The organism is Parabacteroides faecalis (assembly GCF_022809355.1).
GTDB lineage: Bacteria > Bacteroidota > Bacteroidia > Bacteroidales > Tannerellaceae > Parabacteroides > Parabacteroides faecalis.
Map to the genome: position 1 here is coordinate 1 of NZ_JAKZMM010000030.1, position 14461 is coordinate 14461.

General features: G+C 39.2%; 24 protein-coding genes and 1 other RNA gene. 7 read left to right on the forward strand and 18 right to left on the reverse strand.

From position 1 onward, the window contains the following. Positions 1-17 precede the first annotated feature (17 nt). From MUN53_RS11745 to MUN53_RS11825, 17 genes are all read right to left on the reverse strand, one after another. Positions 18-158 carry a hypothetical protein gene (locus MUN53_RS11745; RefSeq protein ID WP_243325565.1) on the reverse strand — a complete coding sequence of 47 codons (141 nt, stop codon included), beginning with the start codon at positions 156-158 and terminating at the stop codon, positions 18-20. A gap of 38 nt (positions 159-196) precedes the next feature. After that, positions 197-595 carry a hypothetical protein gene (locus MUN53_RS11750; RefSeq protein ID WP_243325568.1) on the reverse strand — a complete coding sequence of 133 codons (399 nt, stop codon included), beginning with the start codon at positions 593-595 and terminating at the stop codon, positions 197-199. Further along, positions 552-704 carry a hypothetical protein gene (locus MUN53_RS11755; RefSeq protein ID WP_243325570.1) on the reverse strand — a complete coding sequence of 51 codons (153 nt, stop codon included), beginning with the start codon at positions 702-704 and terminating at the stop codon, positions 552-554. Before MUN53_RS11755 ends, MUN53_RS11750 begins: the two co-directional genes overlap by 44 nt. After that, positions 697-1455: a hypothetical protein gene (locus MUN53_RS11760; RefSeq protein WP_243325571.1), complete on the reverse strand. Its 759-nt coding sequence runs from the start codon at positions 1453-1455 to the stop codon at positions 697-699. Before MUN53_RS11760 ends, MUN53_RS11755 begins: the two co-directional genes overlap by 8 nt. Before the next feature lie 2 nt (positions 1456-1457). After that, positions 1458-2066 carry a hypothetical protein gene (locus MUN53_RS11765; protein ID WP_243325573.1) on the reverse strand — a complete coding sequence of 203 codons (609 nt, stop codon included), beginning with the start codon at positions 2064-2066 and terminating at the stop codon, positions 1458-1460. Continuing rightward, positions 2053-2886: a DUF4373 domain-containing protein gene (locus tag MUN53_RS11770; RefSeq protein WP_243325575.1), complete on the reverse strand. Its 834-nt coding sequence runs from the start codon at positions 2884-2886 to the stop codon at positions 2053-2055. Before MUN53_RS11770 ends, MUN53_RS11765 begins: the two co-directional genes overlap by 14 nt. A gap of 117 nt (positions 2887-3003) precedes the next feature. Further along, a complete protein-coding gene (locus MUN53_RS11775; RefSeq protein ID WP_243325577.1) occupies positions 3004-3312 on the reverse strand; it encodes a DUF7694 domain-containing protein in 309 nt (102 codons plus the stop codon). A 206-nt stretch (positions 3313-3518) separates the two neighbouring features. Continuing rightward, positions 3519-3875, reverse strand: coding sequence for a VRR-NUC domain-containing protein (locus MUN53_RS11780; protein WP_243325578.1), 357 nt, complete (start codon positions 3873-3875; stop codon positions 3519-3521). Positions 3876-4156: 281 nt separating this feature from the next. After that, positions 4157-4630 (reverse strand): DUF4494 domain-containing protein, encoded by a 474-nt coding sequence (locus MUN53_RS11785; protein ID WP_243325647.1) that lies wholly within the window; start codon positions 4628-4630, stop codon positions 4157-4159. A 183-nt stretch (positions 4631-4813) separates the two neighbouring features. Then, positions 4814-5230, reverse strand: a complete 417-nt coding sequence (locus MUN53_RS11790) for a recombination protein NinB (RefSeq protein ID WP_243325580.1) — start codon at positions 5228-5230, stop codon at positions 4814-4816. 3 nt (positions 5231-5233) lie between these two features. Next, complete coding sequence (locus MUN53_RS11795) at positions 5234-5671, reverse strand: single-stranded DNA-binding protein (protein ID WP_243325582.1); 438 nt, start codon at positions 5669-5671, stop codon at positions 5234-5236. After that, the gene (locus MUN53_RS11800; protein WP_243325584.1) at positions 5668-6366 is read right to left on the reverse strand and encodes a hypothetical protein; all 699 of its coding nucleotides are present in this window, start codon (positions 6364-6366) and stop codon (positions 5668-5670) included. Before MUN53_RS11800 ends, MUN53_RS11795 begins: the two co-directional genes overlap by 4 nt. After that, positions 6347-7252: an ATP-binding protein gene (locus MUN53_RS11805; protein WP_243325585.1), complete on the reverse strand. Its 906-nt coding sequence runs from the start codon at positions 7250-7252 to the stop codon at positions 6347-6349. The genes MUN53_RS11800 and MUN53_RS11805 overlap by 20 nt, the downstream gene beginning before the upstream one ends. Before the next feature lie 64 nt (positions 7253-7316). Then, positions 7317-7484, reverse strand: coding sequence for a hypothetical protein (locus MUN53_RS11810; RefSeq protein WP_243325587.1), 168 nt, complete (start codon positions 7482-7484; stop codon positions 7317-7319). A 130-nt stretch (positions 7485-7614) separates the two neighbouring features. Further along, positions 7615-7809, reverse strand: a complete 195-nt coding sequence (locus MUN53_RS11815) for a hypothetical protein (RefSeq protein ID WP_243325589.1) — start codon at positions 7807-7809, stop codon at positions 7615-7617. 377 nt (positions 7810-8186) lie between these two features. Continuing rightward, positions 8187-8477: a DUF3853 family protein gene (locus MUN53_RS11820; RefSeq protein WP_262918230.1), complete on the reverse strand. Its 291-nt coding sequence runs from the start codon at positions 8475-8477 to the stop codon at positions 8187-8189. After that, positions 8470-8691: a hypothetical protein gene (locus tag MUN53_RS11825; protein WP_243325591.1), complete on the reverse strand. Its 222-nt coding sequence runs from the start codon at positions 8689-8691 to the stop codon at positions 8470-8472. Before MUN53_RS11825 ends, MUN53_RS11820 begins: the two co-directional genes overlap by 8 nt. Positions 8692-8841: 150 nt before the next feature. Between MUN53_RS11825 and MUN53_RS11830 the strand changes: the two genes are divergently transcribed. Genes MUN53_RS11830 through MUN53_RS11850 form a run of 5 tightly spaced genes read left to right on the forward strand, consistent with a single transcriptional unit; the run spans position 8842 to position 12539 of the window. Continuing rightward, positions 8842-9555 (forward strand): helix-turn-helix domain-containing protein, encoded by a 714-nt coding sequence (locus MUN53_RS11830; RefSeq protein ID WP_243325594.1) that lies wholly within the window; start codon positions 8842-8844, stop codon positions 9553-9555. A gap of 6 nt (positions 9556-9561) precedes the next feature. Beyond that, entirely contained in the window at positions 9562-10689 is a 1128-nt protein-coding gene (locus MUN53_RS11835) for a type I restriction endonuclease (RefSeq protein WP_243325596.1), read from the forward strand. 4 nt (positions 10690-10693) lie between these two features. Beyond that, entirely contained in the window at positions 10694-11023 is a 330-nt protein-coding gene (locus tag MUN53_RS11840) for a hypothetical protein (RefSeq protein ID WP_243325598.1), read from the forward strand. Next, positions 11020-11274, forward strand: a complete 255-nt coding sequence (locus MUN53_RS11845; protein ID WP_243325600.1) for a hypothetical protein — start codon at positions 11020-11022, stop codon at positions 11272-11274. The genes MUN53_RS11840 and MUN53_RS11845 overlap by 4 nt, the downstream gene beginning before the upstream one ends. Beyond that, positions 11271-12539: a site-specific integrase gene (locus MUN53_RS11850; RefSeq protein WP_243325601.1), complete on the forward strand. Its 1269-nt coding sequence runs from the start codon at positions 11271-11273 to the stop codon at positions 12537-12539. Before MUN53_RS11845 ends, MUN53_RS11850 begins: the two co-directional genes overlap by 4 nt. Before the next feature lie 66 nt (positions 12540-12605). On the opposite strand, the gene ssrA is transcribed toward MUN53_RS11850, so the two are convergent. Then, positions 12606-13006, reverse strand: a transfer-messenger RNA (tmRNA) gene (ssrA, locus tag MUN53_RS11855). Between the two features lie 143 nt (positions 13007-13149). On the opposite strand from ssrA, the gene MUN53_RS11860 reads away from it, so the two are divergent. Further along, on the forward strand, positions 13150-13518 hold the full coding sequence (locus MUN53_RS11860) for a LytTR family transcriptional regulator DNA-binding domain-containing protein (protein WP_022456671.1): 369 nt from the start codon (positions 13150-13152) through the stop codon (positions 13516-13518). After that, positions 13515-14360 carry a hypothetical protein gene (locus tag MUN53_RS11865; RefSeq protein ID WP_243325603.1) on the forward strand — a complete coding sequence of 282 codons (846 nt, stop codon included), beginning with the start codon at positions 13515-13517 and terminating at the stop codon, positions 14358-14360. The genes MUN53_RS11860 and MUN53_RS11865 overlap by 4 nt, the downstream gene beginning before the upstream one ends. Positions 14361-14461: the final 101 nt, after the last annotated feature.

A 14461-nucleotide genomic window follows, 5' to 3' on the forward strand; every position in this document is an offset into this window, starting at 1 on the left:
AATTTTATCCATACATATTATTTCAATTCAAATATTGTTTTAATCTTATACCCTTTAATCGGGTTCTTTTTGCAATAGCCTTCACCGAACCAGTTCCGGTCAAATGGGAATCTACGGAATAGATACCGGTAATAAGCTTCATTATATTTACGTTTCATATTCATATCTATTTAATTTTACATACCTATCCAGTTCCTCACCATTCAAAGCGGATGCCGACTACTTGCGTATTTTCGCTGTGAAGAGCTCTCTTAATTGTATAACGAGATATTCCCAAGACGTCTGACGCTTCTGAGAGAGATGTGAATACTTTCATCTTACCATTCTGGAAGATGGCAACAACCGGTTTCCCCGGCCTTCCCAGCTTGAAAGGCGGATCTTTTTCTTCTACATAGCACGGTACTTCACCGCCGGTGTATAACTCGAACTCCGAGCAGCGAACCCACAGTTCGGATCTTCCAAGTGATGCCTCATGCGTCTTCCGGTTGAGATCTCTCACATGGCATATCTTTCCCTCGAACACAACTTCCGATCCTATGCGTACTTTCTCATCAAACTCCTTTATTTTCATTTTCGTACTCCTTATCCAATTCATTCAACATTCGTTTGTACTTTTCAGCAACTCTATGACATCTGATAGATTCGTTGAACCGGATGCGGTCAACCAGATACGAACGATGCTTTTCATAATTCAACTTATTCATTTTCACATCTTATTCCTGCATTTTCTATTACTCTTTCAAACTCTCCTTCCCCCAATATCTTCACAATAAATGCGTTGAAAGCTTCCGTCACTTTACCTTGGTATATACGATCATCTATTCCGAATACTTTTGTCGCCAACTCGTTGCATAGTTTGATCAGATGGTGGTTAAACTTGTCCATATACAGATAATCCAAAGAGTCACAAGTGTACTGTATTCCGTACCGGCTCTGTATAGCCTTGACGAAAAAATCTCGTGTACAATGTCCCACCTGCGTAAGCATACCCATTGCCAGCAGCGAAGACAGGATCTTGTTGTTGTCGCCTGTCACGTTGTCCTTCAGCAGGCTGTTGGATATGCTGAATACCAGTATGTCGATATGCCTCTTGTAGCGTTCTTCCATCTCGATCATCAGGTCGGCAAACTCCGATTCGCTTATGTCGGTATGCCGTCTACGACCAAGCGAGTACGATCTTACTTCCCTTTTCATTTGGTTGAAAAGATTCTTTACCTTATGCCTAAAATAAGGCATACCAGATATGAGAGGTTCCAAGTCCAGTACCATGTTTTCGATCTGGTCATTGCAGTACAGCGCAACATATTCGTACAAGCATTCAGCCCCGAAAGGCTTGCGAGTTGCCCGTAAGTTTATAAGCCCTGATCTACCGTATCCACTATCATAAAAATCGTACACATTACATACTGAACGATAGATAATTTTTGGCAATTTAGGTTTTCTTTTTTCGCTCATGATTATTTCTTCCTTCTGCTGTCTCCTGTCACAGCAATCAAGTTAAACATCTCTTTTCTTCTGTCCCTGATATAATCCCCATAAATATTTTGCACTTCATCAGGCATAAGGTTTGTAGTAACATAAGTCTTTAAATGAGTTTGTTGCCACAAAGCATACCGTATATGAAGTATGTGCTGGAACACATTTAACTCTGTTCCGAAATACTTAGATGGTATGGGTTCACGACCAAGTTCATCGAAACACATGGGAACAGGTTCTTTGCAAAATCCGTCAGGATTAAGCAAATATTTATCTATATTCCCTGTCAAAGCATATTCAGCAGCTACTTGGCTGCATATATAAACCCTGAATCCATCGTTTATCCGTTGCATGAATTTAGAGAATACGAACATCAAAGTACTTTTGCCTGTACCGATTGGCCCATCAAGCCAAATGCCCTTATTCAAATCTAATTTTCCGGGAATGCCAATGAAATAATTGAACAAATCAGATACAATCTGCTTATTGGAATCATCTATTTTGAACATTCCACATGTCGCTTCATCAGCTACATTTAGGAATAATCGCTTTAATCTCATTATCTCATCTTTGCTCCTATTCTTCTCCATAACCGGAGGTTGATGTAAGATTTGTTGGATTGTTGTTTCTATACCTGTCATTTCTGTAACTTTGTTTTTGCATTTCATAATGCAGCCATGATGAAAAATGGAACTTTGCATCCTTGGCCGATTTTTTAGTTTCACCTCGATTCTGAAGTATTTTGAAAAAATCATCTATGTATCTGTTGAATCTTTCAAGATTTATTGAATTATTCATGCAGAACGTTTCAATCCAATATTTGTCAGATAGAATCATTTTCTTGCAATCTGAAAGTTCAATATCGACAGAATCTGATATTTCCTGAGAGAGAGGATCGGTTTTAACCGCGTCTTTCTTTTTATCTCCTTTAGGAGATATTTCTTTTTTTCTTTTTACCTTTATACTTTGTCCGGGATTGCATACATTAATTGAATTATTGCATACATTAATTGAATTAATGTCAACATTAATTAGAAATTCCGGTACAACTTCAGTTTCATTCCTTCGCTTTGTTATCTCAAAAAATCGCTTCTGAATCCCAGCTGATGTCAGTATTCCATACGCAGAATATTTATCCACATCAAAGAACCCAACTTGAACGGATTTAAGTAATACTTCTTTAACACAACCCTCAGACACCCCAACTTCGTCAGCGATGCAAAAAGGAAGGTCTTCATCCCACGATATGTAATACCCTTTACCACGATAGATATTACACAGCAGGCAGATTATTACAGATCCTGCATTTGGACCACAAGCCTTTACTATTTTCCGGATCTTAACGTCTGAAAAAAAACTGACATCCAAAGGAAAGTAGCTTATTCCCTGTTTAATAGGTCTTCCAGCCATCTCTAATAAGTCTTTTTCTCATTGTTATTCAGTTTATTATTAATGATATAAAGGTAGTGATTATTTAATGATTTATACTACATAACAATCTATAAATCAGCATATTAAACTTTATTTTCAAAGTTCAAACAAATGGTAACAAGTAGTATGAAGGTTCACAAATTCTTCACGAGGAGGGAATATTTGAGCTACTTCCATATCATTCGGAAGAAACAGATAACGTACTTCCTTGATTTGTTGATACCCAAGTGGATATTTAGCGGAAACACTCAAATACCATTTATCATTATCCTTTGTTACAAGTACATACATACCTTTATATTTGAACACTCCAGTAGAATAAGTGCCATATTTATCTTCCCTGTATTCTGGATTGATTCCAAGTTGATCAGGATCACGAAGTTTTTCTAATTCTTGCTTTCTCATAGATATTTCTTATTACTTAATAAACACAGCCGTATCATTCAACGTCTTAACTATTCCAATCTTTCCATCAGAATATAGTTTGTTAAGCTCTGATCTTGTTTCTTTGCTCACCTCATTCATCAGATGAGCAAACTCCACATGGTCAGGGACGATGTTTTTTTCTCGTCTCTCGTCTTGAAGCTTGGATATGATGTTTAAGATGTCCATCACTCTTTGTCTTTTAAGTACATCTTTACTAATTCCATAAACTCATCCAACGAATAGCACAATGAGTATTTGTATCCTTGCGATTCAACCGCCTGCTGGAACTGCTTCTGCGATTCCTGTTGCCTGCCTTTCGGTTTCTTCATCTCTATATATAAGCCATGATAGAAGCGGTTAGGAACGGAAAGGAAGATGTCGGCCACACCGGCAAGCGCACCTTCGGCTTTCAGGATAGCACCGGTTACTGCATTCCGTTTGCCGCCATTTGGAATGGCATATAGCAGTCCGGCGTACTCTGGGTATTGCAAGCGGAACCACCGGACGCATCCTTGTTGTATTCTTGATTCTATATTCAGCATAATCTGTATTGTTTAATTTGTCGTAGCCGGTGGCGGGATCGAACCGCCTTTTCATCCGGTCGGATGCGTTCTACCATGTAAACTAACCGGCTTAATTATCAAAATCGAAGTCATCAAAATAATCCGGATCATCATCCGGCATATCATAACCAAAGTCCATAAGCATTTTTTTAATAACCTCCGCATATCCTCACGGACGGCGAAGGTCGCTACTAACAACTAATAACTATCTCTGCGATTACGATTATCCCCATACTTTCCAGTCGGGTATGTATTCATTTTCAACCATTATTCACCTCACTTCCTTTGTTTTCATCAGTTTGAGTACTTGGATCAAATGGGTAGACATCCATAATCTGTGTCTCTGCAATTGATGCGATTGTATAATCGGCCAAAGTTCCTTTCATTCCTTCTTCCAATACGGTTATTGCTTCTTTTAAATTATATGCCTGAACCAACATCTGAGCAGCCGTTTTCTTTTCAATACCACTCTTTTCATCGAGTGTGATGAAATAGATCTTTGCCTTATAATACCTATCTCCATCATCATTAAAGAATACTTCTGATAATTTCGCCCTACCTACGGCAGAAACTGTGAACTCGCCAGTGATAAATGGGCTCATTTCCTCGATTATTCGAGCCTCAGCTTCCGTAAACGACAAAGCATCTACCAGATATGGCTCTGTCACTTTTTTCTGCATTCCATTTTCAAGTATCTTTTCATACGATACTTTACATAAAAACCAATTATGTATCATGATCTATTTGCTTTTATACGTTTCTAATTTCCTTATTTCCTTTCTTAAAAGCCTTTAGGCGTTCTTATACTTGTTGCTCCCGTATGGGGAAGTAAGCACAGCGTTTACATGCCTGGCTATCGCGTCTATCAGGTAGTCGGGCGGACGGTCTGATCGTTTCATAATTTACGTATGATATACCTACCTGTTTTTGTACATCTCCATCATTTCTTCATATCCGGGGTCTTTCCAGTAGGGAAGGTAGCATCCAAATTCTGTTTGAGCCCATATCTTCATGCGGTCCATGAGGTCGGATAATTCTTTCGTGCTCATTCCGGACGTGTGATAATCGTCTTTGACGACTTCGCCCGTGAAGTGATCAACCCTTTCACGCATTCCAAGCAAGTTCCGCTTTACGTCCGACTTGCATTCTTCCAAGGAAACATATCCCAAATGGTCGGCAAGGACTTGGCACCAGACATGGAAGAGTGCGTTCTGGCTTAACGTCCTTTTCCTGCTTTTCTTTGTCAACTCGAACGGATCTGCGCCGGACATCAGCTTGCGGTAATAAGCGTCGGCACGTTCACGGTCGAACGGGTTTGTTGGGTTTACTATCATACACTAGAATGGAAGATCGTCTGTCTGTTGAAGCATAGGTGGATAATCGGAGGGAGAAGGCATGTCGGCTGCCGTTACTGGAGGGCGTGAACTACCGTTGTCGGGTGCTTTTCCGCAAAGTATCAAGTCGTACGCCAGAATGTCGGTAGCATACCTCTTAACGCCATCCTTCTCGTATTCACGGTACTGGATCGTACCAAGCACAATCACCTTGTCTCCTTTGTGGATATACTTTTCTGCTATGTCGGCAAGGCTTCGCCACGCTACGACATTGTGCCATTGAGTTTTTTCAGGGACATCCGTACCGTCCTGCTTCTTATACCCTCCTGTAGACGTTGCCAGGCTGAACGAGGCGACCTTGACGCCACCATCGAATGTTTTTACATCAGGATCTTTTCCTGCGTTCCCGGCAAGAAACACTTGGTTGATTGATTTGCTCATGATAATTCGTATAATGGTAAAACATCTGTCAGATTCCTTAACCTGATCCAGTCCAAGAAATCTTTTATCAATAATCGGTTATCTTCTTCCAGCCGGTTGTACCAGTGGCAGGAGATGGAAGGCTCGTAAGGCTTCAAGTTCAATCCACGCACATCGTGACCGTGCTTCTCCTTGTCGTAGCCGACAAACTGGAAGAGGTCGAAATGGAAGTCTTCCACGCCAAAAAGCTCCATGTAGAACCGCCACTGGCAACTACCCACATAATCTTCATCCTTGATAGGAGAATACTTTGTCTTGATATCACGAATCTCGAAGCCGTTGATGATGTCGGCGCATCCGGTGACCACGATGTCTCCGAAGTCCATATATTCACGGATCTCGTGGAAAGCGTTTGGAAATCTATCACGATAGGCAACAGCCACCTTGCACTGGTTGATGTCGAGCTTGACGGGAAACCTGTCTATGTCGAACTCACGTCCGGGAAGTTCAGTCTCAGTGCGTGCTATCTTCTTGCATCCGGCGGTATCGCCCTCCACGATCTTGTGGAAGGCTGTACCAATACGTGTATATTCGTTCCCTTTGAAGTCGCCGGTAAGGGTATCAATGACAGATTGTTCCGTGTCGTATTCGGAATGTTCAACTATGAACCTCCTGAACTTCTCCAGCTGCGTGACCCTAACAAGCCTTTTTTTCATCTTTCTCTACGAATTGATTGGTTGATTTGTCGAAAACGAATCCTTTCTCATCAAGTACTTTCACCATCTTGGCCTTGAAAGGCTTTTCAAACACCTTGTCGAGCGACTGCTTGATCTCGATCATCCGGTTGGCGTCTTCCACAGTGGCGACGGCTTCCAAGGCGATGTTAGCTTGTTCAAGGGCTTCCATTGCTTTTCTCTGTTCCTCTGTTTTGGATTGGATCGACCGTTTCACATTTCCGATAATGTCAGCCATGAAATGACTGAAGTCGGAAGAATTGCAATCAGGCAACGTGGTAACAGGGATATGAGCGACATTCTTCCCGATGGTAGTATCTGTAGGGTCGAAACAGATAGTTCTTTTCCCGTTTACCATCGTAATAAACCCGACCTGATCAGCTATTCGCAGCAATAAGTCCTTTGACTGTCCGGTACAATCAGGTGAATGCCTGATTATATCTCCTTCTTGCGTTTCCTTGTCATGGCAAACAAATATAATATCAGCCAAATCAGACCTTCTTCTGTTTACAAAACTTTTGAACTCGTCTGCGATGTAACCGAATAATTTCAGTTTGTTCTTGGCCAGCTTGTAATCTTGCTTGACTCCATAAACAGACAGGAAATCATCAAGCATTGACTTGGCCGTATCAACGATTATGGTCTTATAACCTTTCATTGACGGCTCTTCATTCATCACATCTTCCCATGTCTGGGCGGTCAGCGTATCAACTTGGTTGGCGGCACGGTCAAACCCACGATCGCAATCTATTAGCAACGGATTCTCACTTGTGTTTGCTAATGACGTTTTACCGGTTCCCGGAGTACCATAAATGACCATTATTACAGGTCTTAATGGTCTTACTTCGTTTTTCTTTAATATAGGCATAATACTTAATTTAAAAAATGTGTCAGCATCCGGGAATCGAACCCGGACTTGGACCGTCTGCCGATTAGTCTATGAATACCACCAAAGAACTGATCGTATTCTTTACAGCCTCCAGTTTTCTTTCTGCTTTTTGGGCTGAATTATACCATAGATCATAATTGCTTTGTAACTGCATCACAATTGAGATCAACTCTTCTTTTTCCAGTTTCTCTAATTCTTCTTTTGTTTTCATACTCTATGTAAGTTACCAGTTATAACTATTGTTGAACATTTCCCATTCTTCATCAACAGGATCTTCATCCTCGTCTCCGTCGTAGTCGAAATAGTCTTCATCAACCTTTCTCAGTATTTCCATTCCCATATCAGTAGTTGTTGATGAAGTCTATCCGATCTTGCCCGGTCAATCCTAAACTATCAGCGTGAGCTTCTGCCTTCTCTTCTGTTTTTATATCTTCAGAAACAAGTTGCTCTTCTTTAGCCAGTTTTGCATCGCTGCTTCCTGCAACCATTAATATCGCGGCTAACAACAATAAGATGTAATATACGTTTGTTTTCATAAGTAATTGATTTCCTTTTATTTATGTAAAAATACATTATATATTTATGTATTACAAACAATAACTATTTAAATATCAGCACATTACATTTGTTTAACTTGTGCCCTGATAACGTTCTACCGTTTGTCACTTAACCGAATCTTGACGGTTCAGGGCGTTAATTTGTTTTTTACTCAGTAGGGACTTTCAACCCTACATGATGTTTCGAAGCCCGTGGATAAGTCATCGCAACTAAGCTCTTTATCCCATCGCTTCTTATCTGCTAGATCCTTTCGTTTCAACTCCATATATCAATGAAAGTACTAAGGTGGAAATACGTATAAGAACTTGTCGTTGTCAGCATACAGGATATTCCCTACGCCTATATGCCGAAATATTTATTTGAACTTTCGTTTTCTGATAAGGTTAAGAGCTAAATCAGCATCAACAATAATCTTCTTGCCGATTTGTGTAATAGCATTATCTATCACACCACTATTCTTGATCTTATGAGCTGTCACAACAGAGCATCCTAGTAAATCAGCCAATCCTTTCAATCCGTACACGAACTTACGTTCTTCAACATCCGGTTCAGGAATTAACTTTACTTGCTCTGACATGCACTTGGTGACTATATCCATCAAGTCGCCTACTGTCAGAAATGATATTGGTGTATTAGGATTATACATCTTTTGTTTCTTTATAATTGAACAATTCGTTTTTAGGAATACCTGTTTCTTCAGACAGGACAACGAGTTTGTTGTCATCAGTAGTTTTACTATAACCCTTGCACCAGTTTATTACAGTATTCAAACTCACGTTGGCTTTGAATATCACGTTTCTCGCGAACTTGTACTTGTTCGGGCAATTCTCATAGAAAAGCATCAAATTTGTCTTATCCATATCATTTTACTTTATTAATCTGTTTGAAAAGCCAACACATTTTATTATTTTTGTGTTGGTGGTTATTGTTTGATGCAAAGATATAGATTAATCGCAATATATCGCTATTTATCGCAAGATAATATCGCTATATTGACAATATTTAACATTATGAACAGATTAAATATTTCAGGATTGCGTAAATCGCTTAAAATGAGCCAAGAAGTTTTCAGAAAGGAAATATGCGGCATATCTCAATCATATTTATCTGAATTAGAAACAGGTAAAAAGGAACTTACAGAATCACTTTACGATACAATCGTTGAGAAGTTAGGTATTGACAAAGTAACTCCTTTTATTGAGACAAACAGCGATAATATCGCTGATGATATTTTCAAAGTACCTACTGAGGTTATTGCAAAGCCTCCACAAAAAAAGAAGATACCATTCTACGATGATGTTGCGACAATTGGAGGCACAAATCATCTTGTTGCAAATGACAATCCTGAAGCGATACCCTCTGAATGGATAGACGCAGGCGACTGGTTCCCAGAAGCAACAGCAGCGATAAGACATTACGGTGACAGCATGATAGAATATCCAAGTGGTAGTATTCTCGCTCTTAAAAGAGTTAACGATCATAGGTTAATCATTTGGGGGAGAAACTATTCCATCGAAACAACAGAGTTTAGAATCACAAAAAGGCTACAAGACGGAGGAGATGATTATATCATGGCTTACAGCAGCAATGTCAGCACAAATCCAGATGGAACACTGATACATTCGCCAATTCGTATTCCTAAAGACACAATCAGACATATAGACTTAGTTCTAGGTTGCGTAACGAAAGAATATAGCAACGGCCCTATTAAAATAATAAAATAAGTAAGTATGGATTTCAAAGATCAGATAACCCAACTTGCAGAACGCATATCAAAGCAAAAAGATGTAATACAAACAGAGGAAGCGACAAAAAACGCCTTCATCATGCCTATGATTGCAGTTCTTGGATATGATGTGTTTAATCCATTCGAGGTAGTTCCAGAGATGGACTGCGACCTTACAAGAAAAGGCGATAGGATAGACTACGCTATAAAAAAAGACAATGCTACAATCTTACTTATAGAATGCAAACACTGTGGTCAAAATCTCGATTTGCACAACACACAGCTTGCCAAGTACTACGCTGCGTCAAACGCTCGTTTTGGCATCCTGACAAACGGAATTGAATATCGCTTCTATGCTGATCTTGACAAGATAAATATAATGGATAAAAATCCGTTCTTAATAGTCAATATGCTGAACTTGTCAGACAATGTAATAGAGCAACTGAAGAAGTTTCACAAGTCATACTACAATGAATCGGATATACTTAGCACAGCACAGGAGCTTCAAATCACGATTCAGATAAAAGACTTGCTTATAAGAAACTTTCAAAATCCAGGAGAGGATTTCACAAGATATTTCATAAGATGTCTGAATGATGGAAAATCAACTGCAAAACAGGTTGAGCTATACAAACCGATATTGAAGAAGTCAATAGCATCAGTTATAAATGACATCATATCTGATAGGCTGAATGTGACCATAAAGAACGAAGGACAAGAACAACAAGATAAAGAATCTTCAATAACGAGTGATACAAATCATACTACTTACGGAGTAGTGTATTCCAATGCAGAAAACGGAATAGCTACAACTCAAGAGGAAATTGACGCATACAATATCATTAGAAGCATACTTCACAAATATATCAGTGATGACAAAATACTATATAAGGATTTTAAATCATACTTTGCCATTGGAATTGAAAATCCATCGTACTGGTGGATATGCCGACTTGCTTTTGGTCAACGCAACAAGTCTATATACTTTCCTGCCGAAGGATACAAATCACAAACGAAGGTAAATATTGATACAATTGACGATATTTTCAAGTATGCGGATAAGATTGAGCAATGTTTTAAACAGGCTCAAAGTGCGTGCAAAAACTGGAAAAACAAACATCAAAATAGATAGGAATATGAAGAACGTAATTTTTTCAATCACGCTATTATTGGCGTTGATTTCATGTTCAAAAAGCGTGCCTATAAAAAACACGAAATGGAATGGAATAGACGATGAATACAACAAGTCAATACTATTCTGTGATTCAACTTGCGAGATATACATTTCATCAAGAACTACAGGACATACAGATACATTAACGTCATACTATAAAATAACATACGATACAATTTCATTCGTTCCATTTAACGAATATGTTTCTATAAATTCAAAATTAATTATAACGAAACAAGGACTTAAAGAATCCAAATCTGGCAAACTGATATTCAAACAATCTGAAAAATGAAAATCTCTCAAGACGGAATAGATGTGACAAATCGCTTCTTTGAAGCAATAGAAACGTTGAAGCATCAAAAAAAAATGCGAGGACTTCAGACGTTCACAAACAAATATGGACTTAACAGATGGAACATAAATACTGTTAAATGGAATCCGGAGAAAAGCGTTCTTAAACCTGAATGGATTGTATATCTAGTTAGGGACTATGGAATATCATCAGAATGGATACTTCTAGGGAAAGGAGACATGTTCAAATGACAAACAAATGGTATCACATATTCTTGCTTGATAAAGAAGCAGACAAGACTGATGCAAAGCTAAGGTTTCGCGTTCGCTGGGGATCAAACATCGTTGCATTCAATGTAGGATTCAGAGTTGATGTGTCAAAATGGAGTACAGAAACACAAAGATGTAAAAACAACTCAACACACGGGAAAAAGAAGGTAATGGCATCTGTTATAAATCGTGAAATAAACAGGTACGAGGAAGCAGCCGAGGAAATATGGGCCATTTATGACAGAGACAATATTACCCCGACAAAAGAACAATTCAAAAATGACTTCTTGAAACTTGTAAGAGGGAAAGAGGATATAAATAAACAAGAAGAAGATACATTTTGGGAAATATACAATAAGTTTACAAGAGAAATGGGAATGCAAAACTCTTGGTCGGAAGCAACATACAAAAAATTCAATACGCTAAAAAATCATTTGCAGGCATACAACGACGAAATTTCTCTTGACAAATTGGACGAAAACGGACTATCAATGTTTGTGGCATATCTACGTGACGAAGCTGGACTTAGAAATAGCACAATCGCAAAACAGCTTGGATTTCTAAAATGGTTCTTGCGATGGGCTACAACAAAAGGTTATAACATAAAACAAGACTTCGTTTCATTCTCTCCAAAACTAAAAACATCTGAAAAGAAAGTCATTTTCCTTGAATGGGATGAACTTATGAAAATTTACAACTTTGAATTTCCCAAAAACAAGGCATATCTTGAACGAGTAAGAGACGTTTTCTGCTTTTGCTGCTTTACGTCACTTCGATACTCAGATGTATATAACCTGAAATGGAGCAACGTTTCAGATGACAATATAACGATCACGACAATCAAGACGGCAGACAGCCTTACGATTGAACTGAACGACTATTCAAAATCAATCATAGACAAGTACAAGAACATACATTACCCAGACAACAAGGTTCTACCTGTTATAACCAATCAAAAGATGAACGAATACATCAAAGAGCTTGGTTTTGTATGCGGAATAGACACGCCGATCAATATAACATATTATAAGGGCAATCAACGAATAGACGAAGTACATCCTAAATATGAATTATTAGGTACACATTCTGGAAGACGTACTTTTATATGCAACGCATTAATGCTTGGAATTTCTCCTGAAATTGTCATGAAATGGACAGGTCACAGCGATTACAAATCAATGAAACCATACATAGATATTGCAGATTCAGCAAAGAAAGAAGCTATGAAATTATTCAACAAAAAGTGACAAAAACAACCAGTCAGTCCCTATTATAGTCCCTAATAAAAAAAGACTACTGATTATCAGTAGTCTTTGTGGAGCTGGAGAGATTCGAACTCTCGTCCAAACGAGGAACCAATCTGCTTTCTACATGTTTATCTTCGCCTTCGATTGTCGGGAACAAGCAAGACCGAAGCCACCCACTTGAACCTTATCCTCTAAAATTTCATCTAACGCCCGAGGCGTGCGTCAGACTATCTCCGATATTGCTGCACCACCGTATCGGAACGCTTCGGAGCAACAGCATCCGGGTGATGTCACGTCCCCACAACTTTTGCAGGGATTAAGCTTCAATCTACTGTTCTTCGATTAAGCAGCGAGAGCGTAATTGTTTTCGCCAGTTAATTGTTCGCCGTCTGAGATTTAAGTGCTAGCCGACCACGCACTACATGCTTACAAACCGCTTCTACCCGCTGTCAAAACCGGTCAGCCCCTTTCTTTTTAATAAGCATCCGTTTGGCAAAAGTAGATATTTATTTCTTATTTACAAAATAGCGCCCTGATTTTTCCATTGATTTCTTATGATTTTCCTTTTCGATAATTACCTTTGTAGGCAAATACTCGAATTTGTAATTCCATGAAGAAGTTATTAATCATCTCGACTGCCAACGAACTGATCCGAGTCAAACCGGAGCGGGTGGTATATATTTCTTCAGACGGAAATTACTCCACGATGATGTTGCACGATAAGACAGAGCATCTGTTCACTTTCAACCTTTCCCAATGCCAGAAAATCATTGAATCCCAACTAAAGGAAGAAGCTTCTACTTTTATTCGCATCGGGAAAAGCTTGATTATTAACCGCGATTACATTTATCGGATTCACATCACCAAGCAACTCTTGATATTATCAGATATGACATTCAACGAATCTTTCAGTCTGGTTGCCTCCAAAGAAGCGTTGAAACAACTTAAATATGTACTGGAAAAAGAAATTGACCTATGAGAAACGAAGATGACGAAATACAGATTTTAGGCTCAGCTGAAACGCCCTTGAAAAAGGATTCCGGAAAGAACCGTCGAGTTTGGATTGCCGCATGGACGGCTGTATTCATCCTCGCCTGTGTATGTCTTTTCTTTTTCCTGCCTTCACAGCAGGCGTCTGTTGCCGACCAACAGCAGCCTGAGACCTCATCTCTGGCTGCCCAGGAAGGATTGGAAACGGAACAAAGCGAACCAGGAATTCATATCTCGTCTGATTTAGTCAACGATGTTCCTCTTACCATTTATTCCTTGCATCAACTCCAGGCTGATTTACAAATCAACTTGCCCGATACCGCCGATCATTCTATCGTTTTGGCCATTCCGGCGGCTGATGTCCGAAAAGACAACCAGGAAATTGTGGGGGATTTTGTTGTTCAAGGTAAAGAACTCAGCTTTGGAAAGCGCAAAGCCGGATATTGCAGTATCATTCAAGGTAAAATTGAGATCGGCATCTCGACCGACGACCAGAAAAAAGAAGAATGCATTTCCCAACAAGGTTCTTTCTTCCGGCAATACAGCTTAATATTCAATGGAAATACCCAAAAGAATATTCTCAAAGGGAAATCTTTCCGTCGGGCTTTAGTTGTGCATGAGGGTAAAACATGTATTGTCATCAGCAAACAACGCGAGTCTTTATACGATTTTACCGAAGCCTTGGCCGATTTAGGTTTCCAAGATGCTTTATACTTGGTAGGAGGAAATAGTTTAGGATTCTATCGGGATAAAACGGGTAGCCTGCACTTCATAGGCAAAACGGAGAAAGAGAACTATCCCAACCGCAATTATATTGTCTTCCGGAAGTAATTGCTTCCATGGATTTCATACATGCCTGTTGACATTTCATACAAATCAACCAGACTTCTTTCATCCGACAGATAAATCCATCTATATTTGTTTGGTAAACA